Annotated in this window: 19 protein-coding genes and 1 pseudogene; 10 read left to right on the top strand and 10 right to left on the bottom strand. The window is 58.9% G+C overall.

Annotated features, from left to right (window positions below; translation table 11 throughout):
• Nucleotides 1-164 precede the first annotated feature (164 nt).
• From RB548_RS22750 to RB548_RS22730, 5 genes are all read left to right on the top strand, one after another.
• Nucleotides 165-914, top strand: a complete 750-nt coding sequence (locus tag RB548_RS22750) for an electron transfer flavoprotein subunit beta/FixA family protein (protein WP_331375305.1) — start codon at nt 165-167, stop codon at nt 912-914.
• A 12-nt stretch (nt 915-926) separates the two neighbouring features.
• Nucleotides 927-1,865, top strand: a complete 939-nt coding sequence (locus RB548_RS22745; RefSeq protein ID WP_331375304.1) for an electron transfer flavoprotein subunit alpha/FixB family protein — start codon at nt 927-929, stop codon at nt 1,863-1,865.
• A gap of 99 nt (nt 1,866-1,964) precedes the next feature.
• Complete coding sequence (locus RB548_RS22740; protein ID WP_331375303.1) at nt 1,965-2,783, top strand: IclR family transcriptional regulator; 819 nt, start codon at nt 1,965-1,967, stop codon at nt 2,781-2,783.
• Between the two features lie 53 nt (nt 2,784-2,836).
• Nucleotides 2,837-3,679 (top strand): sugar phosphate isomerase/epimerase family protein, encoded by an 843-nt coding sequence (locus RB548_RS22735; RefSeq protein ID WP_331375302.1) that lies wholly within the window; start codon nt 2,837-2,839, stop codon nt 3,677-3,679.
• Between the two features lies 1 nt (nt 3,680).
• Nucleotides 3,681-4,511, top strand: a complete 831-nt coding sequence (locus tag RB548_RS22730) for a shikimate dehydrogenase family protein (protein ID WP_331375301.1) — start codon at nt 3,681-3,683, stop codon at nt 4,509-4,511.
• Nucleotides 4,512-4,554: 43 nt separating this feature from the next.
• Here the strand turns inward: RB548_RS22730 and RB548_RS22725 are convergent, their stop codons facing one another.
• Nucleotides 4,555-5,361, bottom strand: a complete 807-nt coding sequence (locus RB548_RS22725; protein WP_331375300.1) for a shikimate dehydrogenase family protein — start codon at nt 5,359-5,361, stop codon at nt 4,555-4,557.
• Nucleotides 5,355-7,121, bottom strand: coding sequence for an FG-GAP repeat domain-containing protein (locus RB548_RS22720; RefSeq protein WP_331375299.1), 1,767 nt, complete (start codon nt 7,119-7,121; stop codon nt 5,355-5,357). The genes RB548_RS22725 and RB548_RS22720 overlap by 7 nt, the downstream gene beginning before the upstream one ends.
• Before the next feature lie 290 nt (nt 7,122-7,411).
• On the opposite strand from RB548_RS22720, the gene RB548_RS22715 reads away from it, so the two are divergent.
• The 5 genes and pseudogenes from RB548_RS22715 to RB548_RS32225 all read left to right on the top strand — a co-directional run.
• A complete protein-coding gene (locus RB548_RS22715) occupies nt 7,412-8,359 on the top strand; it encodes a dihydrodipicolinate synthase family protein (RefSeq protein WP_331375298.1) in 948 nt (315 codons plus the stop codon).
• Between the two features lie 70 nt (nt 8,360-8,429).
• On the top strand, nt 8,430-9,311 hold the full coding sequence (locus tag RB548_RS22710; RefSeq protein ID WP_331375297.1) for a ribokinase: 882 nt from the start codon (nt 8,430-8,432) through the stop codon (nt 9,309-9,311).
• 67 nt (nt 9,312-9,378) lie between these two features.
• Nucleotides 9,379-9,954 (top strand): LysE family translocator, encoded by a 576-nt coding sequence (locus RB548_RS22705; protein WP_331375295.1) that lies wholly within the window; start codon nt 9,379-9,381, stop codon nt 9,952-9,954.
• 10 nt (nt 9,955-9,964) lie between these two features.
• A complete protein-coding gene (locus tag RB548_RS22700) occupies nt 9,965-11,626 on the top strand; it encodes an electron transfer flavoprotein-ubiquinone oxidoreductase (RefSeq protein ID WP_331375294.1) in 1,662 nt (553 codons plus the stop codon).
• 7 nt (nt 11,627-11,633) lie between these two features.
• A pseudogene (locus tag RB548_RS32225) lies at nt 11,634-11,765 on the top strand (biotin carboxylase N-terminal domain-containing protein); the annotation flags it as partial.
• A 265-nt stretch (nt 11,766-12,030) separates the two neighbouring features.
• Here RB548_RS32225 and RB548_RS22695 read toward each other — a convergent pair.
• The 8 genes from RB548_RS22695 to RB548_RS22660 all read right to left on the bottom strand — a co-directional run bounded on the left by RB548_RS22695 (nt 12,031) and on the right by RB548_RS22660 (nt 19,224).
• Nucleotides 12,031-13,116, bottom strand: coding sequence for a helix-turn-helix transcriptional regulator (locus RB548_RS22695; protein WP_331375293.1), 1,086 nt, complete (start codon nt 13,114-13,116; stop codon nt 12,031-12,033).
• A gap of 6 nt (nt 13,117-13,122) precedes the next feature.
• Nucleotides 13,123-13,692, bottom strand: coding sequence for a phosphonate metabolism protein/1,5-bisphosphokinase (PRPP-forming) PhnN (phnN, locus tag RB548_RS22690; RefSeq protein ID WP_331375292.1), 570 nt, complete (start codon nt 13,690-13,692; stop codon nt 13,123-13,125).
• Nucleotides 13,692-14,414: a DUF1045 domain-containing protein gene (locus tag RB548_RS22685; RefSeq protein ID WP_331375291.1), complete on the bottom strand. Its 723-nt coding sequence runs from the start codon at nt 14,412-14,414 to the stop codon at nt 13,692-13,694. Before RB548_RS22685 ends, phnN begins: the two co-directional genes overlap by 1 nt.
• 92 nt (nt 14,415-14,506) lie before the next feature.
• Nucleotides 14,507-15,388, bottom strand: coding sequence for an ABC transporter permease (locus tag RB548_RS22680; RefSeq protein WP_331375290.1), 882 nt, complete (start codon nt 15,386-15,388; stop codon nt 14,507-14,509).
• A gap of 5 nt (nt 15,389-15,393) precedes the next feature.
• Nucleotides 15,394-16,335: an ABC transporter permease gene (locus RB548_RS22675; RefSeq protein ID WP_331375289.1), complete on the bottom strand. Its 942-nt coding sequence runs from the start codon at nt 16,333-16,335 to the stop codon at nt 15,394-15,396.
• The gene (locus RB548_RS22670) at nt 16,335-17,342 is read right to left on the bottom strand and encodes an ABC transporter ATP-binding protein (RefSeq protein WP_331375288.1); all 1,008 of its coding nucleotides are present in this window, start codon (nt 17,340-17,342) and stop codon (nt 16,335-16,337) included. The genes RB548_RS22675 and RB548_RS22670 overlap by 1 nt, the downstream gene beginning before the upstream one ends.
• Nucleotides 17,339-18,358, bottom strand: coding sequence for an ABC transporter ATP-binding protein (locus tag RB548_RS22665; RefSeq protein WP_331375287.1), 1,020 nt, complete (start codon nt 18,356-18,358; stop codon nt 17,339-17,341). The genes RB548_RS22670 and RB548_RS22665 overlap by 4 nt, the downstream gene beginning before the upstream one ends.
• Nucleotides 18,359-18,366: 8 nt before the next feature.
• Nucleotides 18,367-19,224: a phosphodiesterase gene (locus RB548_RS22660; RefSeq protein WP_331375286.1), complete on the bottom strand. Its 858-nt coding sequence runs from the start codon at nt 19,222-19,224 to the stop codon at nt 18,367-18,369.
• Between the last annotated feature and the right edge of the window lie 33 nt (nt 19,225-19,257).

Below are 19,257 nucleotides of genomic sequence, written 5' to 3'. Positions count from 1 at the left end.
CGCGTTATCGGACTGAAATTCAAGGCCGGCTGGTCGGCGGCATCGTGTGTTCGCGTCACCAGTGGGTGGTGGCTCTTGAGCAATATCGAAGATGCAATAGCGGAACGCACAGAGAGCCGCGGTCCGCTGTTGCTTGTAGTCATGGCTAGAACTGAGGCGCACTGATGAAGCTTCTTGTTTGCGTAAAGCGCGTGGTCGACTTCAACGTGAAGATCCGGGTGAAACGAGACGGATCCGGCGTTGAATTGTTCAATATCAAAACCTCCATGAATCCCTTCGACGAGATCGCAGTAGAGGAAGCTGTCCGGCTGAAGGAACAGGGTAAGGCCACCGAAATCATTGCTGTATCCATCGGCCCGAGTGAGTCTGTCGACACGATCCGTGTAGCACTGGCCATGGGTGCTGATCGGGGCATCCACGTCAAAACAGTGGCTTTTGTCGAACCTTTGTCCGTTGCAAAGATCCTTGCTCGATTGATTGCGCTGGAAACCCCCGATCTCGTGCTCATGGGCAAACAAGCCATAGATGACGATTCCAATCAGACCGGCCAGATGCTGGCCACCCTGCTTGAGTGGCCTCAGGGGACCTTTGCGTCGGATGTTCGTGTCGAGGATCGGTTGATAGAGGTCACACGAGAAGTAGATGGCGGTCTGCAGACGTTGTCGATGAAGCTGCCGGCTGTTGTCACGGTGGACTTGCGGCTCAACCAGCCCCGCTATGCCTCGCTTCCCAGTATTATGAAAGCTAAGAAGAAGCTGGTTTCGGAGACATCGCCAGAGGCACTCGGTGTCGACATTAACCCTCGCCTCAGAATCCTCAAAACGACCGAGCCGGCGCCCCGCAAGAGCGGCATCAAAGTTGGATCAGTCAGCGAACTGGTTGAAAAACTACGGACCGAGCCGGGATTGCTTTAAGGAGAACGAGACGTGACCACGCTGCTTATCGCCGAGCACGACAATGCTCAGCTCAACGAAACCTCACGCCGGGCTCTTTCTGCAGCCAGTGCTCTCGGAGCCCCCGTCCACATTCTCGTGGCGGGTTTGCAGGCTCAAGCGGCAGCTGAGGCCGCCGCTAAGCTCCGTGGCGTGGACAAGGTACTGTTCGCCGACGACAATATCTACGAGCACCAGCTCGCTGAACCCCTCACTGAACTCGTTTTATCTATATCTTCATCCTATGAGGCCTTTGTCGCGCCTGCTACCAGTAACGGCAAAAGCCTCATGCCGCGCATAGCTGCACGACTGGATGTGATGCAGGTTTCAGACATTATCAGTGTCATTTCCCAAGACACGTTCGAGCGGCCCATTTACGCGGGTAATGCGATCCAGATGGTTCAGGCAACCGACGCGAAGAAGGTGATTACCGTGCGAACAGCCGCGTTTCCGCCGGTGCCTATGGGTGGCGCAGCGAACATCGAAATGATTTCGGCGTCCACCGATCCTCAATTGTCCCGATTCGTGCAAGAAGAGATCGCCCAGAGCAGCCGACCGGATTTGACATCGGCGCGCGTCATTGTCTCGGGCGGACGCTCGCTGGGAAGTGCAGAGAACTTTAACAGATTGATCGAGCCGGTTGCCGATCAACTGGTTGCGGCCATCGGTGCGTCACGCGCCGCCGTTGACGCCGGTTACGCTCCTAACGACTGGCAGGTCGGTCAAACCGGAAAAGTTGTCGCGCCTGATCTCTATATCGCGGTCGGGATTTCCGGAGCGATCCAGCATTTGGCCGGCATGAAAGACTCGAAAGTAATCGTAGCCATCAATAAGGATCCCGACGCACCGATCTTCCAGGTGGCGGACTACGGATTGGTCGGCGATCTATTCGAGGTTCTTCCTCAACTCCAACAAGAACTGGCGATAGCCTAGAGGTCGGTTGTTGCGCAGTGCGAAGAGCTCTGGATTTTGCTCGGTCGCGATGGTATTGGAAATCAATTCCGTTTTGGAATTGAGACGAAGGAGATGCGGATGACGGTCGCGGCGGTGTCGAGATGCCTTTCCTTGCTGGAGATTCTAGCCGGAGCAAGTGAGCCAGTGGAACTGTCGGATTTGGCCGGTCGCCTTGATATGCCCGCAAGTGCCGTCCATCGGCTGCTGGCGACCCTGGCGGCTCATGGTTGGGTGGTGCAAGATGCCGCAAGCCAAAAATATGCTTTGTCATTGCGCATGAGCACGCTTGCTTTTCGCAATCTTGACGCCCGAAACGTTCCAGACGTTGTTCAAGCCGTTCTGGATCGATTGGCCGCCCAAACGCGAGAGTATTGTCGATTGGCCATACTCGAAGGTCAGGATCTCGTTTGGGTCGCGCGGGCGCAAGGTGCCGTGAACGGCCTTAAGTACGATCCTGACATGGGCCAGGAGATAATTCTGCACGCGACCGCCAACGGAAAAGCTTGGCTTGCAACTTTGCCGGAGGAAGAAGCGCTGTCAATTGCTTATTCGCGGGGTTTTGGCGGACGTCGAAGGCTTGGACCGAACAGCGCGCGCAATGTCGACGAGCTCAGGGTTCGGCTTTCAGAAACGCGCGAGCGAGGATTTGCAACGTCATTGGAAGAGGCCGAAGCCGGTACTGCGGCAATTGCGGTTCCTTTTCGTGCCAGCGCCGACAGCGATGCTCAGGTCGCCGGGACCATATCGGTTGCTGGACCGCTGGTGCGGATAACGGAAGATCGATGGGAGGAGCTGGCGAACGCACTTCACCGTGCAGCAGCTGAAATTAGCGAGATTTGGCCGCTTCGCAGCCGCCAGCGCGATGCAAGCCGACCGAGATTGCGCGAGATGTCATGATCTCGGCTGATGGCGGATCGTCACTTCATGCTGGCTAGAGAACACTCGAACCAATGGAAGATATTGCCGGCATGACCGTAAAAAACAGCCTTTCGAGATCAGTTGCGATCAATCACGCAACGGTGCGCGAACGTGCCAACATGATTACCTTTTTGCATTTATGCGCAGAGCGGGGCATCAACGTCGTCTCCGTTTGGGGGAACGAGATCGACAAGATTGGTGAAGGGGCGGCGCTCGCCGCGCTTGAGAGCCATGGCATCACAGTATCCGGCTACAACCGTATCGGTCCTTTCACGCCCGAATATCTGGATCAGGCGCAATTTGAGCTCGAACGGGCGGCAAGGTTTGGAGCCGACCATGTTTTCCTGTTCACTGGAGGCCTGACAGAAAAGGACGGCGATCTCGGTGCAGCTCGAAAGCATGCTGAAGACGAGATCGCACGATTGCTGGAAATGGCCAGACGTGTCGGAATCAAGCTCGCGATCGAGCCTCTCCACCCCATGCTTGTTGGCGATCGTACTGTCCTTGCCAGTCTTTCTCACGCAAATGATCTTTGCGAAGCGCTCGGTCCGGGCATCGGCGTCGTCGTCGACGTCTATCATGTCTGGTGGGATGAGCGGCTGGAGGCGGAGATCCTGCGAGCCGGGAGAGCTGGACGGCTGCTCGGATTTCACGTCAACGATTGGCTCCTTCCGACCCGGCACCTGCTCACCGACAGAGGCATGATGGGCGACGGAATCATAGACCTCGTTTCCATCGATCGAATGATGCGCCGTTCCGGTTTCGAGGGCCCTGTGGAGGTAGAAATCTTTTCGGCGGACTGGTGGGCGCGCGATCCCGGAGAGGTTTTGGATATTGCACTGAGCCGTTGTCAACAGATTTTTGGGAGCAATTGACGTGAAGGAACAAATACCCAATCTCGACGGTCTGTCGCGCATATATGCTGTCTTTGGCGATCCCATCGCGCAGGTACAGACGCCGCACCTGATCAATCCGATCTTTGCGGCTGCCGGCGCCAATCTCTACGCAGTGCCGTTTCATGTGACCGCTCAACATTTCGACGCTGTGTGGAATGCGTTTTCCGCCGTGCCCAACCTTGCCGGGATCGGTGTGACGGTGCCGCATAAGGTCGCAGCATGCGGCCGCTGTGCGACGCTGACCCCCATGGCAGAAGCAGTTGGGGCAGTCAACTCGGTTCAGCGCGGCGCTGACGGCCGCATGCACGGAGCACTTTTCGACGGACAAGGCTTTGTCGACGGCTTGGGCGAATCGAAGACCCGTTTGCGCGATGCCCGTGTTCTCATGGTCGGGGCAGGGGGCGCCGGCCGTGCAATAGCCTTTGCCCTTGCAGGCGAAGGTATTGCTCGACTCGATTTGATCGATCCTGTTGAGTCCTCGCTTGTTTTTACGCGTGAGATGTTCAACGCCGCTCGAGGCCGAGAATGTGCGAGAGCGGCTGACTTCTCAAGCAGTTGGGACTACGACGTGGTCATCAACGCCTCGCCGATCGGGATCAAGGGGACTGCGCAATTTCCGATGCCGGAGGCCGCGATCCAACCTGAAATGCTTGTGGCGGACATCGCCAGCTTGACCGCGGAGACGCCGTTGCTGCGCGCGGCCCGTGCCGCTGGGGCTATGATCTCCGACGGAAATGACATGCTCGCCGCCCAGATCAAACTTATTGCGGGGTTTGCTGCCGGTCTTCCGGCGGGCACGGCATTGGCATGACAGCGCAGCGCGTCGAGGCCGACGTGCTGCGGCAAATATTGGTTCAAGACCAGAGTTCGCAAATATGGTCTGCGATGAGATCGACCTGACCCTTGATCATGTGAATACCTGAGTGGATCTCAATGCCACGTGCTTGCGCCTGGGATAACAAGGGCGTGATCTCAGGCTGGGCAATGACTTCGGCCAGAGTCATGCCTGGGTGCAGCAGTCCGGGGTCAAGGGGCAGGGCATCGGTCTCGTTCAGGCCAAGTGATGTGGCGTTGATGATCAGTTGCCCGGTTTGCGGGCGCGGGCTGCCGGCTTTCGCAACAAGACGTCCGAAGTCACCATTTATCACGCTCGCCAATGCTTCCGCCTTCTCCAGTGTGCGATTAGAAACAGTGATGCTCTTTGCGCCTGCCTCTATCAGTGCAAACGCCATAGCGACAGCTGCGCCACCCGCCCCAATCATCAGTACGTCGCGGTTTTTGATGGTTATCCGCTTAGCCTGTAGGCCGCGGACAAAGCCGCGGCCGTCGAACTGATAGCCGCGAAAGCTGCCATCCCGCTCCCGGCGAACTAGGTTGACGGCGCCCACCCGCGCCGCTACCGGGTCAAGACTGTCGCAGAGGTCGATGGCCATCTGCTTATGCGGCAGGGTGATGCCGAACCCGATGAGGTTCGACGTCGCCTTGAGGCCTGCCCAGATCTTCTGAAGATCCGCTGCCGGCACTTGCAGCGGCACGCAGGCGATATCCGCTCCACGACTCGCAAAGATCGGGTTGATGACGGATGGTGTTTTTGCCTGAGCGATCGGATCTCCGATCAGCCCCAGCAGCCGCGTCGTACCTTTGACTTCAACGCCTACCATGACAGATCCTCCCGCTTGAGCCAGACAAGGGTGCCGTCTTCAACGCCGACGATGAGATCGAGCGCGCCCCGGCCGGCCCAGTCGACAGCTTCGGGAGACGCCACATGCATGGCCATGGCGATGACTTCATTACGGAAGCGGAACGGGACCGGCAAAGCGAACCGTGGTTCTTCAGCGGTGCCGACGTTGCGGGACAGGAAGATTCCCGCCTGCTTTGTTGTGTTGCGAGGTGCCCCTGTTTCGGGATCCGGCGGGACACATGCGCGGGCGTGCGTGCCGAAAATCAGGTCGGTGCGGCCGGTACCTTCCCAGTCACAGAAGCAGAGCTTCACGCGGCCGCGGCCGCCACCCACGTCAACTGTAAACCGCATGGGATCGCCGTTCTCCCAATGGAGATATCGTTTGTAGGCGAGTTCGGTCTCCGATGCCTGCTTCCAGTCACTGAGAACACCTTCTTCATCGAGGGCAACGTAATGAAGTTGCCCGTCTTTCCTCCAATCAACGACCGCCGGGCGAACGCGCCATACTGTCTTGAGCGGCTTTCCCTTGTAGGTAAGGAATTCCTCCTCTGCAAAGCTTGGCGGAACCGACTTGTCACCGAGATTGCGAAACAGGCGATGATGACCTGTCACGTCGCTAACGAGAAGATCCATGTGACCACTGCCGGTCCAGTCGGCTATCGTCGGGCAGGAGTAACCGAACATCTTTTCCGACGGCCCCTGGATAGAGCCGGTTGGTCCTGCTGCAATCCGGATCGGCTTTGCTCCAGCCCTGAGCATAATCTCCTTATCCAGGTAGATCGCTCCGTTCGCCTCACGGCTCTGGTAAAACAGAAGTTCGCCGGTACTATTGCCGACGACGAGATCGAAATGACCATCCCCACTGAAGTCATAGGCAGCGGGGCTTGGTAGTACGCCGGCATGGATGAGCGGCTGCGTGGTTTCAACGCGTCCGCGCTTTTCGAAACGTGGAAGGCCGTCTTCACCGTCACCGCAGTTCTTCAGATAGGTCACGTAGCCGTCTTCGGCGCCAACGAGAATGTCTTCGCGACCATCGCCGTCCCAGTCGACGACGCACGGGAGGTGGATGCACTGGTCCAACTCCAGAACTTTATCATCTTGAGTGCGAAGCAAGGTCGTGGGCTCGAACTGTCCGTCCTCGCGTTGGCGAGCGATGTGCAGGATATTCCAGAATTCGCCCGCAATCAGGCTCTGGCGCGCGCTGCCAAAGTTGCCGAACGCTGGCGCGAGCTGGCCGTAGACTTCCAGCGGTGTTTCACCGGCAATGAGAGGCCGACCGCGCTCCAGAAGCGGCTGAGCCAGCGAGCCTTTGTTTTTGAAGGCATAGAGGAAGCCACGCAACGGTCCGCCGAGCCAACGATTGGCGTCGTCATAGCCGCGGTAGCCTTCGTCGTTCCACTCCAGGCCATTCGGCCAATAGTCGTCCCAACAGTCGCTGCCGACAACCAATTCCGGGACGCCGTCTCCGTCGATGTCGTGAAAGCGAGCCATGTGGAAATACTCGTTGCCCTTGACCCAGTCCGCGTCAAGATCGAGTCGTACCGGATCACCGAACTCGGGTGCGCCTTTCTTCCCCACATTAGGAATAACGTAGATCTGCTTGCGCATGCGCGACGCTGAGACCAGGTGAAAAACATCACCGTCGCGAACGGCAGTTACATAGCCTCTGACCCCTTCGACAAGTTCTTCCTCGCCGAGGATCGGGGTACCGTCTTGGTTTGTTCCGATTTGGCGGCGCAAGAAGACGCGGCCGTCGTAACACGGATCCCAGGCAGACAGGAGAAGGTCTCGGGTTCCCGTGCCACTCCAGTCGACAACCTCGACACACGTAATGATGCGACCGGCGACAGCCGCCGACTTTACCTCCGGATGGTACTTCAGTGCTTCCGATCCGTAGTCGGGGCCATGCCAAACTGTCGCATCGTCCTCCCATCTTTTCACACTCACCTTGCATTACTCCCTGCTTCCCATTAAATTGGAATTCAATTCTAAAACGAAATTGACTTACAATTCCAGTGGAAAGTATGAAGATGGCCAGAAACGCCCATGGTATCGTCCCCGTAATGCTCACCCCGCTCACGCCTGAAAATCACATTGATTGGGACGGGCTCGAAAACCTTGTGGAATGGTACATACGAATGGGTGCGGACACGCTTTTCGCAGTTTGCCAATCGAGCGAAATGCAGAAGTTGTCTCTGGAAGAACGTGTCGCGTTGTCGAAAAAGGTGGTCTCGCTTGCCCGCGGACGCGTCCCGGTCATCGCCTCCGGCCACATCAGTGAAAGAACGGAAGACCAGAGAGCCGAATTGAAGGCCATGGCCGACACGGGTATCGATGCTCTCGTGCTCGTTACAAACCGGCTGGATACGGCCAATGCCGGATCAGAGGTTTTTCGTTCCAGCATCGATGCCGTCCTGAGCTGGTTGCCAGGCGACTTGCAGCTCGGACTTTATGAATGCCCGGCGCCCTACCGCCGGCTCCTCAGCGATGACGAGTTCAAGTTCTGCCGGGACACCGGACGCTTCGTCACCCTGAAAGATGTTTCCTGCGATCTTGAGACAGTAAAGCGTCGGGTGGCTCTTGCCGAAGGTTCGGATTTCGCGGTTGTCAACGCCAATGCAGCCATTGCGGCAGCTGCGATGCGTGTTGGCTCCAAAGGCTTCTCCGGCGTCTTCACCAATTTTCATCCGGATCTCTATGCCTGGCTCTATCGCCATGCAGGGGAGGAGAGTGACCTTCGTCGCGACCTCGAGCTCTTTCTGGCATTGTCTGCGATGGCGGAGCCGATGGGCTATCCCGGTCTTGCCAAAACCTATCATAACCGGCTTGGGACGTTCTCCAGCCCGCACTCACGCGTGACCGATTACGATATCGCGGAGCGCCACTGGGCCGTTATGCCCCTGCTCGACCATATCCATGCAGGAACTGAGCGCTTCAGGCAAGCGATCGCCCGCGTTGAGGCGAGTATCGAGCGGTGACGCGCCGCCCGGAGGCACAGCGCGTCGCCCACTATTGTGGCGACCCCATTCATCATCACAAGACGCATTCATGATCATCGATTTCGGTTCTATCAATGTCGATCTCATCTTTACTGTGCATGAGATGCCGCAAGCGGGCCAGACGCTTCTGGCAACAGGTTTTCGGACCGAGGCCGGTGGCAAGGGTGCCAATCAGGCCGTGGCGGCTTCACGTGATGGCGCCACCGTCGTGATGGTTGGTGCCGTGGGAGAAGACGCCATGGCCGGGACTGCCCTCCAAAACCTGCAGGGCGCGGCAGATCTTAGTCGAGTTGCCCGTGCGCCAGTGTGGACAGGTTGTGCTTCGATCCTGATCGACGCCAGGGGGCGCAACATGATCGCGGTCGCGCCGGGCGCCAATCTGATTGCTTCCTCGGATACTATTGATGAGGCTCTTCTTGAGGAAGCGTCGATTGTCCTGATGCAGATGGAAAACGATGTTTCTCAAACTGAAAAACTCGTTCGGCGCACGAAGGAAACAAGCGCCAGATCAATCTTGAATCTCGCTCCAGCGTTTCCGCTTGATCCTGAAACTCTTTCCCTTTGTGATCTCATCGTCGTCAACGAAGACGAGGCAGAAGCGCTGGCAGTTTGGCTCAGATGTGAGCCGTCGGCTCGATCATTATCGAAGCGGTTGAATACCGGGGTGCTCAGGACCCTGGGGGGCGATGGGGCGGAAGCGGTCATGAACGGCGAGGAGATCAAGGTTTCAGCGATGGGAGTCGACGTGAAGGATACCACTGCGGCCGGAGATTGCTTTGTCGGCGTTCTTGCATCGGCTCTGGATCGCGGCCTTTCCCTCGAGGCTGCCATGCGACGGGCTTCAAAGGCGGCGGCAATCGCATGTTCACGCCCAGGAAGTCAGTCAAGCATTCCGTTCGCGGCCGAAACCGACAATTGGATCACCGGATGATTTCGCTCGAGCACGCCGTTTCCGGATCCAATCGGTTCCTTTCCGCATGGCCAATCAAGATCCGTCCATGACCTACAACGCATACGTCTTCGCTGTTCTGGCGCTGCTAGCAACCCCTGGACCAACAAATACCCTCATGGGATTGGCTGCTGCACGCAAGGGCTTGCGGTGCACCCTTCAACTGCTACCAGCCGAACTCGCAGGCTACTTTACCATGATAATGCCCTTGACATTGCTTGGGACGGAGATGGTCTCGCGTTGGCCGGCGGTTGCAGTGCTTGTGAAGGCTACCGCAGCAAGTTGGATCCTGTATGTTGCGATCAAACTGTGGAGGGTCGGGGGTAACATCGCACGTGACCACGAGATCACGATCTGGCGTGTTTACTTGACCACTATGCTTAACCCGAAGGCCTTGATCCTTGCACTCGTTCTTCTGCCTTCGCCAACTGATCAACAATTTCTGCCAAGGCTGGGTGTTTTCGGGCTCTTGGCGATTGCCGTAGCATTTACCTGGGGCGGATTGGGAACCCTTTTGGGAAATCGCCAAAAGAGTGGGTCGCGACTGCTCGTGATCCAGCGCATATCCTCGGTATGGCTGGCGATTATCTCCGCGACACTGATCGCAGGCATCGTTCATGGCTAGGGGGTACCGCATGGAAAGCACAATAGCTCCCGAACGCGAGAGCATGGAATTCGACGTGGTGATCGTCGGGGCGGGGCCGGCCGGCCTGGCCGCCGCGATCCGGCTGAAGCAGGTCAATCCGGAGCTTTCGGTCGTCGTGCTGGAAAAGGGCGCCGAGGTCGGCGCGCATATTCTTTCGGGCGCCGTCGTCGACCCGATCGGCATCGACCGGCTGTTGCCTGGCTGGCGCGACGAGCCCGACCATCCGTTCAAGACGGAGGTCACCGACGATCATTTCCTCCTCTTAGGACCGGCCGGCTCGATCCGCCTGCCGAATTTCCTGATGCCGCCGTTGATGAACAATCACGGCAACTACATCGTCTCGCTTGGGCTTGTCTGTCGCTGGCTTGCCACCCATGCCGAGGCGCTCGGCGTCGAGATCTATCCGGGCTTTGCCGCAACCGAGGTGCTCTACAACGACGACGGCGCAGTGATCGGTGTTGCCACGGGCGACATGGGCATCGAACGCTCCGGCGAGCCGGGGCCGAACTTCGCCCGCGGCATGGCGCTGCTCGGCAAATACACGCTGATCGGCGAGGGCGTGCGCGGTTCGCTCGCCAAGGAACTGATCGCCAAGTTCAAGCTCGGTGAAGGTCGCGACGTGCCGAAATTCGGCATCGGCCTGAAGGAGCTCTGGGAGGTGAAGCCGGAGAACCATAAGCCAGGGCTGGTGCAGCACTCTTTCGGCTGGCCGCTCGACATGAGAACCGGCGGCGGCTCCTTCCTCTATCACCTTGAGGATAACCTCGTCGCGGTCGGCTTCGTCGTCCACCTCAATTACAAGAACCCCTATCTCCATCCGTTCGAGGAGTTCCAGCGCTTCAAGACGCACCCGGCGATCCGCGGCACCTTCGAGGGGGCGAAACGCCTCTCCTATGGCGCCCGCGCCATCACCGAGGGCGGCTACCAGTCGGTGCCGAAGCTCTCCTTCCCCGGTGGCGCGCTGATCGGCTGCTCGGCCGGCTTTGTCAACGTACCGCGCATCAAGGGCAGCCACAACGCGGTGCTGTCGGGCATGCTGGCGGCGGAGAAGCTCGCCGAGGCGATCGCCAGCGGCCGCGCCAATGACGAGCCGGTCGAGATCGAAAATGCCTGGCGGGCGAGCGACATCGGTCGCGACCTGAAGCGGGTGAGGAACGTCAAGTCGCTGTGGTCGAAGTTCGGCACCGCCGTCGGCGTCGCGCTCGGAGGCCTCGACATGTGGACGAACCAGCTGTTCGGCTTCTCCTTCTTCGGCACGCTGAGGCACGGCAAGGCCGATGCGGCCTCGCTCCAACCGGCGGAACAGCACCAGAAGATCGACTATCCGAAGCCGGACGGGGTTTTGACCTTCGATCGGCTCTCCTCGGTGTTCCTGTCGAACACCAACCACGAGGAAGACCAGCCGATCCACTTGCAAGTGAAGGATCCCGACCTCCAGAAGCGCTCGGAATATGACGTCTTTGCCGGCCCGTCGACGCGCTACTGTCCGGCCGGCGTCTACGAGTGGGTGGAAAAGGACGGCAAGCCGACCTTCGTCATCAACGCCCAGAACTGCGTGCACTGCAAGACCTGCGACATCAAGGACCCCAACCAGAACATCAACTGGGTGCCGCCACAGGGCGGAGAGGGGCCTGTCTATTCGAATATGTGAGTCTTTCTTGCCAGGATGTGGCTCGAAAATTCTGTATGACAACCGCTCAGAGATTGCGATCCGCTTGTTTCGGCCGGCCAACGAACTCGGGATAACGACGGTGGCGATATGGGCAGAAGAAGACAAACTGGCCCTGCACAGCCGGCATATCCTTTGCCTAGATACATGGTTCCGCGCTGCTCTCTCCATATGGCAAGCGACGCGATTTTCGTTTGCTAATCTTCCGCTGATGAAGCCGTCACGCACTATACGATGCTGTACAGCTAGCCGCGATCTAATACCGGCCATCGGCCAATAGGGGTGCTACCACTTGCTCCGGGAGGTCAGTGCCAAGTGCGTCTCTTGTCAGGAACGGTCCGCTGCGGGAGACTACATCCGAGCCTCAGGTACGAGGCTTTTGGCTATCAACCGTGCTCGCTGGTGTCAGCGAGCTCGATCTTGCCCTCGCCGCGTGCAAAACGCAGGGCGGACGAGGGGCTGAGGCCGTAGGCGCTCTTGTAGAGAACCGAGAAACGGCCGGGGTTGGAGAACTGAAGGCTGATTGCCAGATCGGTGATGTTGGCCGTGCGGCTGGCCTTTATCGCGCAATGGGCTGCGGCCAGCCGATAGCTGCACAGCGTTCCGATCGGTGAGCCGCCGCGATAGGTGCGGAACATCCTCTGGAGCGCCCGCGGGCTACATCCTGCTGCGCCGGCGAGGTCGTCGATCGTTATCGGCTTGGACAAGTTCTCCCGCATAAAGGCCTCGGCCTTGAGCAGTTGCCTTGGCGCTGCGGGCAGCGTCCCTCGACCGAACGCATCGGCAAGGTTGTGAGGCAACTTTGCAAACAGCTTGGCCAGCGCCAGCTGTTCGTACGCCTTTGCCAGGATCGGTCTTTCTTCTCCAGAGTCAGAACTTGGATAGTCAGGACTCAGGTTTCTCTCTGCCTGCCGGAGCGTCTGGTACAGGCCATCCGCGTCGGCTTCGCTAAAGCCGGTCAGCGGCAACACGAATTTCTGCACATAGGGTCTACCGGTGATATCCTCGAAGTGCCGCCGCAGTGCGGATGCGGGAATGTGCAACGCCAGCCAGGAGCTGCGAGCGTCAAAGGCCAGTCGTCTTGCTGCCAATTGGCAGACGCTTGCGACGTGGCCGGCGGGGATGGACAGCATCTTGCGGCCTCGCCGACCACCGATTTCAATCCCGCCGGTCCGCACGAAGAAGATGCTGATGTGCGCCGTGTTGCGTCTGGCCAGCGCCTCGAGAGAGACTGAGTGCTCCGCGCTGGTTATCGCGGTCGTGTGAAGCTGTTGCCTGGTGAACCGGAGCGAACAGTCCGCGGCTGAATCGAAGGGAACCAACCACCGCCAATTCGGTTCGGAGGCCTCGAGATTGCGCAGGATGGCGCCACGCGAAGATGCTTCAAAACCATGCGCGCATCCTTCAACAGCACTTTCGAGCACCTTCATCCGCGCACCTGCTGCTTCGAAGAGTTCGCCTGAAATGACCATGGATCCTCACTTCGCCCGGCCAGCTTGTTCGATGAGCACAGCGAGAAAGCGCTCGCCGGCAATCTCCGGCGGACCCGCGTTGTCGATATGCAGCACCTCGTCACCTTCGACGCTTTGCTGCTCGCTTCGGATCAGACGCTGCCTGACGCTTTCCAGATTTTCCCGCCCCCGTTCGACCAGGCGCTTCGCCAAGACGTTCATGGGCGCGGTGACGTTGACGACGAGCAGTTGCGAGTAGCGCTCTCTAGCGTCGGGGAAAATCGCTCTGGAGCCGTTGGCGACGACGACATCGCCACGCTTCAGCAATACGTCGATTTCGGAGGGGATACCGTAGCAAAGGCCGTGCGCCTGCCAGTGCAACGCGAAGGCGCCTTCGCGAACCCGCCGCTGGAACTCGTCACCGTCGACCGGTTCGTGCTCTTCTCCGACCGCGACAGGCCGGCTGATGACGCGCCGCACTAAATGAACGCATGGGTCGGAACGAAGCCGATCGCGGGCATAATCGATGAGGGTATCCTTGCCGGCGCCGCTGGGGCCGACGACAAGGACAAGACGGCCAAACAATTCCATGGACATCAGACCGCCGTCCTGAGGACCGAGTCGGTCTTGAGCGCGAATTGCGATCGGACCACGAAATCGGCACCGCGGTGTTCCTGCACGAAGAGCGACAGAGCATCGATATAATAGTCGTCGGACAGATACGGCTCGAACATCTCCTCCAGGCGCGCGCGCATCGCCGCGCGGCCATTTTCCGGGACGCGATCGGTCAAGGTCATGTGGAAGCGGAACCGGCCCAAGACATAAGGGTAGCCCCAGGTGACGAGATTGGTCATCTCGACCTCGTCGAGTTGGCGGCTCATGCGTCGCTTGAGGTCATCTCCGTCCATCGGCGCCCGGAACCGATCGAAATCTTCAACGACCTGGGCAGCAAAACCACGCAAGGCCGGGACTGGGTGAACGGGCACGAGCGCGAAGAAGCCGCCGAGAAGATCGATCTTCAAAGGCCCGATCGGACAAGGCGGCCGTGATGCAGCAAACCGACCGAGTGCCTGTTCTACGTCCTCGACTGAAGTGCCTTCTCTCAACCGGAATGGTGCCTTGAGGGTTGCGTGAAAACCGTACCGGCGCGGGTCCGAGGTGAGAAGGGCCTCCCCGGCGGTTCGGGCACCGCTGGTTGGATCAATCTTGCCAAACGGATCGCGGCCTAGCCAATGCACGGCGGCGGCGGTCAGCGGATGTTCGGACCTTGGCGCGTAGTAGATTGCGTATCTGCGTTCACTCGGCTGCGCATTACTCATAGTGCTGCTTTCATTGGGAAGTGAAACCACTCGAACATCTACGGTTGCTGCGCGTCCTCGATGTGCGGTCTTGGTGTTCTCAAGGCGATCGCTCAATGGGCACCTTCGCTCGTGGGGTCCGCCCGGTCTCGCAGCCAATCGCCGATGATGGAAATCGCAAGCGCGGTTAACATGATAACGGCGCTCGGGATGAGCACCAGCCAAGGCGCCCCTTCGATATAGCCACGTGCTGTTCCAACCATGTTGCCGAGGCTCGATAGTGGTGGCTGCACACCAAGTCCCAAGAACGACAGACCGGTTTCGAGCAGGATGACTTCCGGCAGATTGAGCGTCATTGCGACGATCACGCTGGATGCAACGTTAGGCAGGATATGCAGTGCATAGACCCGCACCGGCGAAGCACCGATATCCCGTACTGCGATTGTATAGCCCTGCTCGGATGCTGACATTGCGAGTCCGCGGCAGAGGCGGGCGATGCGTTCCCATCCGAAGAAGCCCAGGAGCACCGTGAACAGGACGAGGTTGTTGCCAAAAAAGGCGAGAACGGCGAGGGCGACGATCATGAACGGGATTGCGGCCTGAGCATCGATCAGCATCAGGATGACCTGTTCCAGTCGACCCCGGGTGTGGGCGGCAAGAAACCCGAGACTGATTCCAATGGCTGCAGCGATAAATGTCGAGATTAGCCCGATCGTCATGCTCGTCCGGATCGAGAAGAGCAGACGCGAAAACGTGTCGCGGCCGAGTTGGTCGGTTCCAAAGGGATGGTTCCAGTCCCCCCCGTCCAGGAAAACGGGGGGGCGGAAGCGCGCACGCAAATCCGTCGCGGTTATGTCAAAGGGGGTGAGATGGTTGGCCAACAGGGCGATTACGCCCAGAATTGCAATCCAGAGAAACGCAATGAACACTGAAGGAGGACAGCGTAACGCCACGCCGCGCCAGGTGAGCGTAGAGCGGGTTGAGACCATAGCCATCTGCGTCATCCTTTCCTTGCGCCGTCGCTCTGCCCGTGCCGCAGACGGGGATCGAGAAGCCCATAGAGCAGGTCCACGCCGAAGTTGGCGAGAACCATGGCGGCGCCGATCATCAGCAGGATCGTCTGAACGACGGCGAGATCTCGGCTCGCGACGGAAGACACAAGCAATCGACCGATTCCTGGCCAGGAAAACACGCTTTCAACGACCACCGCGCCTGCCACCAGGCCGCCCAGCATCAGCCCGATGATGGTGACGACCGGCAGGGCCGCGTTCGGAACCACATGGAGCAATACCATTCGCGACCGCGGAATTCCTCTGAGCGTCGCGGCTCGCACATGGGGCTGGCCTAGTACGTCGATGATGGCCGAACGAGTAAACCGGGCTAGCTTTGCGCCACCAAACGCGCCGAGCGTCAGCACGGGCAGGATGACATGCGAGACCGTGCCCGCGCCTCCGGAGGGGAGCCAGTGCAGTCTGACGGCAAACACCATGATCAGCAACAGACCGAAAACAAAGCCGGGCATGGTGAAGCCGACGATCGAACCGGTCATGACGAGCCGATCCATCCAAGTGTTGCGCCGCAGCGCACTGAAGAGGCCGGCAGGAATGCCAATCAGCAATTGCAGGATGAAGCCAGGAGCCATAATCGCCAACGTTGCCGGCAAGCGTTCGAGGACGACATCCGAGGCGCTGCGTCCATCAAGCATGGAGCGTCCGAGATTTCCTTCCATGACCGCTTGCAGATATCGGACGTATTGAACCCATATCGACTGATCGAGACCCCAGCTTCGGCGAAATTCGCGGATGGCCTCATCCGAAGCATCGAGACCCAAAATGTTGATAGCCGGGTCCCCTGAGAGGCGCAGCACGACGAAAGTGACCGTCACGATCAAGAGAAGAGTCGCCAAGGCGCGTAGGCAACGGGCAGAGACATACCCCAACATCACGCGCTCTCCAGTCTTCTGCCTGAGCGAACCATGTCGTCTTGAGGATGGTGGCACGCTGCGTAACGGTTGGGTGCGATCATACGAAGCTCTGGCCGTTTTGTTTGGCATAGCTTCGATGCGAAAGGGCAGCGTGGATGGAAGACGCATCCATTCGGGACTTCCATCGGATTGGGCGGATCCCCCTGGATCATGAGACCGCGCTGAGATCGTGGTTTCACGCTGGGGACCGCCGCCATCAGCGCTTGCGTATAGGGATGCAGGGGATGCCGGAAAAGTTCTTCGGCGGCAGCTTCCTCCATGATCCTGCCGAGATACATCACGATCACTCGATCAGCGATCTGACGAACGATCTTCAGATCGTGGCTGATGAACAGATAGGTGAGACCTCTGCTCGCCTGCACATCCTTCAGCAGATTGACCACCTGCGCCCCGACCGACACATCCAGGGCGGAAACCGGCTCGTCGCAGACCAGAAGATCCGGATCGAGTACCAGCGCCCGGGCCAGGATGACTCGCTGCCGCTGACCACCCGAGAGTTCGTGGGGGTAACTGGCGAACTGGTCCGGCCGTAGCCCGACGGTGGACAGAAGGGCCTGGGCCTTCTCTCTCCGTTCCGCCGTGGAGGTACCTACGCCGTGGACGACGAGCGGTTCCATGACCTGGCGTCCGATCGGGAGACGTCGATCAAGAAAGGACAGGGGGTCCTGATAGACTATCTGCATGCGTTGCCTTTGCGCTCTCCAGACGGCATTGTGACGCGTTTGCACCGGCGTTCCGTCAAGGAGGATCGATCCACTTGTTGGCGCCATCATCCCGAGGACGAGGCGGCCGGTTGTCGACTTGCCGCAACCCGACTCGCCAACGATGCCGAGCGTTTCTCCGCGCTTGACGGAAAAGGAGACGTCATCGACTGCCCTTAACGGAACCTTGGGCGCAAAAAGGCCGGCGCCGGATCGGACATTGAAATGTTTCGTCAGCCCTTGCACAGTCAGAAAGGATGTCATGCCGAGACCTCACGGTTTATCCTAGCCAGTTCCGCGTCGCAGGAGCCGGTCCTCAGGCAGGCGACGCAATGATCGTTCGTAACCAGGGCTATTGGCGGCGTCACAACCGAACAACTCGGCATGGCCTCGGGACATCGGGCCGCGAATGCGCATCCACCCGAGATGTCACTTGGGGCAGGAACTTGACCGGGTATCGCTCGTAGCCGGCCGACCGGCTCATCAATATCGGGAGCGGCGGCAAGAAGACCACGCGTATACGGATGTTCCGCTCGGCGCCAGAAATCAGATGATGACGCCATCTCCACGAGTCTTCCCGCATACATCACGGCAATCCGGTCGCTGGTTTCGCGCACGACGCCTAGATCATGTGAGATAAGGACAATTGACATGCCCGTGTCGCTCCTGATCTCTCTGAGCAGGTCCAAAACTTGAGCCTGCACTGTGACGTCGAGCGCAGTTGTGGGTTCGTCTGCGACAAGCAGGTCCGGCTCTCCTGCCAAGGCCATGGCGATTGCCACGCGTTGGTTCGTGCCCCCGGAGAGCTCGTGAGGGTATTGACCGAGGCGTCGCTCTGCAGCTGGTATTCGAACCCGATCGAGCAATCGCTTTGCTTCAGCGCGCGCGGTGCTCCATCCGAACTTGCGATGCAGAACCAGTGTTTCGGCAAGCTGAAATCCGATCGTGTGGATCGGATTAAGTGACGCTGTGGCATCTTGGACAATCATTGCCAAGCGCCGGCCACGAAGGGCAGCCATGGCTTTTTCGTTGAGACTCAGAAGGTTCGATCCTTCGAACAGAACGGAACCGGTAGTCCTTGCTTGCCGTCCAAGTACCCGAAGGACGGCAAGCCAGGTAACACTTTTTCCGCATCCCGACTCCCCGACAAGGCCGAGAATCTCGCCGCGCCCGATATGCAGATCGATGCCGCGCAAAATCTCGGTGGATCCGCGTGTCGACTCGAACCGGACGCGAAGATCCTTGATCTGAAGCAGCGGTGCGACACTGGTATCGTGCATGATCGTATTTACCGAGACGCTTCGAGCGCGGTTTGCTTCATCAAGGAAGCCAGCGCCTGGTAATTGGGATCTGGGATGTTCTCGTAAGCCGGACCGAAATCTTTGACGAAGACGGTGTGCGACACGAAGCCGCTTCCAGGGACCAGCACGTGAAGTTTGAATGCCGGGGGCTCATTGATATTTTTGAAGACGCGAACGTCGCCCAGCTGAAGATGGCCAGAGCTTACAACCGCCGGCGCTACCGATGCGAGCGTTCCATTCCACAGGCAGTCGATCGCGCGGTGATGATGACCGCAGAGGAGACGAACGACCTGTTTGTTGGCCGTGATAATCTCGCCTAGTTCTTGCGCTCCGTCGATCAGCCTTACGGCGTCGTAAATGCCTCCGCCGAAGGCGAAAGGCGGATGATGGACAAGAATGAGGGTGGTAACATCGGGCCGCTCCTGAAGGCGATCCCGAAGGTAGGACAGTCGTTCGGAGCAAAGGCGGCCCAGGCCTTCTCCCTCAACAAGGGTATCCAACCCAATGACACGAAGGTTGTCCTGCTCGACGCAAAACTGAACAAAACCGCTGGCGCCTTTCATCTCCGGAAAAACGCACAGAAAATTCTCGCGGATGTCGTGGTTGCCAAGGACCATATGCACCGGGAACGGCAACGCCTCGGTCATCTCCTTGAGTCGCTGATATTCACCGATTTGGCCGCTATCAGCCAGATCGCCGGTGATGACCATCATATCCGGCCTTGGATTCATATTGGCGACGCGCTCGAACGCTTGTGCCGCCATGGCAGTGTAATCTGCGTTTCCGGAAGCCAAGGGTTTGCCCGCTTCGCGGATATGAAGATCGGTAAGATGCGCTATGATCATGGGAGATTGCCTAGCAGTAGCACCGCCACCGGC

Source organism: Sinorhizobium chiapasense, assembly GCF_036488675.1.
GTDB lineage: Bacteria > Pseudomonadota > Alphaproteobacteria > Rhizobiales > Rhizobiaceae > Sinorhizobium > Sinorhizobium chiapasense.
Note: the sequence above shows the minus strand (reverse complement) of the source record. Positions and strands in the feature narration are given on the sequence as shown.